The 1,504-nt window shown below is 33.1% G+C and carries 1 protein-coding gene; it reads right to left on the bottom strand.

Going from position 1 to position 1,504, the window contains the following annotated elements:
- Window positions 1–134: 134 nt before the first annotated feature.
- A partial coding sequence (locus F6K13_RS32730; protein WP_287289864.1) for a serine/threonine-protein kinase occupies window positions 135–1,504 on the bottom strand: 1,370 nt, incomplete at its 5' end.

Genomic DNA, 1,504 nt, shown 5'->3' with positions numbered 1-1,504 from the left:
ATTTATTTTTACAAAGGGAGCTGCCAAAAGAAAAAGCAAGAGTACATAACTCACATATTTGCGATACTCATAAAAACGACCACTTGGTTTTTTGGGAAACACCCAAGCCCTTTTGCCATCTTCGGTTATGGTTCCTATTGAATCCCATCAACTTGTGAATTACCTGGTAGTGTCACACCAAAATTAATAGGTGGCGAGATAATCATTGTTTTTGCTTTTTCCTGCTGAATCCTTAATTCAGTTAATTCTAATCTAACTTTCTGGAGAGACTTCTCTAAATCTTCTAGAGTCAATTTATCTCCTGATAATTGTTGATTAATTATTCCTAAAAAATCGCATTCAAAAATTTCTTTCACTATTTGATTATCGCGCATTTCTTGCATGAAATTAACAGCTACTAAGTTTAATAAACCTCCCACATCTCTTTGCAGCTTTTCTAAGTATCCATCTGGTTCATCTCCCTGGAGTAAAACCAGAATAAAACTTTGGCATAAATTCTTAATTTCATCTACAGGAGGTAAAGGAATTAACAAACAACTAATATCTTCAGGAAAATTTGTAACATATTTTGTTTGATTGATTTTTTTAAATTCACTTCTCAACTTAGATATTTTACGATTCACCCAACCCAAATTTTTTCGTTTTTGCTCAGAATGAAATGGTGAATATTGAAGTATTGTCGGAAAAGAACCTCCAATCTGATTTCTATATTCAATAGCAATTTTTTCTTGTGCCTTTAATAGCGACATACTAACAGTTTTGTAAAGCTCACAATTCACAGAAGTGCTATTTTGCTGAAGGCGGTCTACAAAAAAATCTAGACAACTTTGAAAAATACTAAAATCGCAATTTTTATGCTGACAAATCAAACCAATAGTTATCTTTAATAAAATCCAATTTAATATTCCAGAAATCGGTTCAATATTACCCTGTAATGCTCGTAAAGCTACAGCAGCATCCGAGTAACGCTGTTTCCAATTAACCCTAACCATTTTTGTTAGAAAATTAGCTAACTTTTCACTGATATTAGGAACTAATTTTTGCAAGTCTATCTCACCTAGTTCATCTTGGATAAAATTCCTGGGTGTAACTCCTGTCAAAGCTTGAATTGCAGTAATACCCACAGCATAAATATCACTAGCAAATTGTGGTCTTCCTTGTGCTTGTTCCACAGGCATATAACCAGGAGTACCTACTGCAATTGTACTACTAGATTTTCCCTGAGAATTAACTACAATATTACTTACTTCTTTAACTGCACCAAAGTCAATTAACATTAATTTTTGGTCGCGGTCTCGCCGCATAATATTCCCTGGTTTAATATCTCGATGAATTACCTCATCTTGATGTACAAAAGCTAAAACTTCTAAAATTTCTGACAAAAAATTTAGCACTTTAGCTTCATTCCAAGGCTGACTCATTTCTGTGCTTAAATCGTGACCTATTATCAGTTCTTGAACTAGATAAAAATCTTGATTATGCTTATTTTGAGCATAATCAAGAT

Origin of the sequence: Okeania sp. SIO2B9, assembly GCF_010672505.1 — a bacterium.
GTDB classification, from domain to species: Bacteria; Cyanobacteriota; Cyanobacteriia; order Cyanobacteriales; family Microcoleaceae; genus Okeania; species Okeania hirsuta.
The sequence above is the reverse complement of the archived record's forward strand: the minus strand, read 5'-3'. Positions and strand labels throughout refer to the sequence as shown.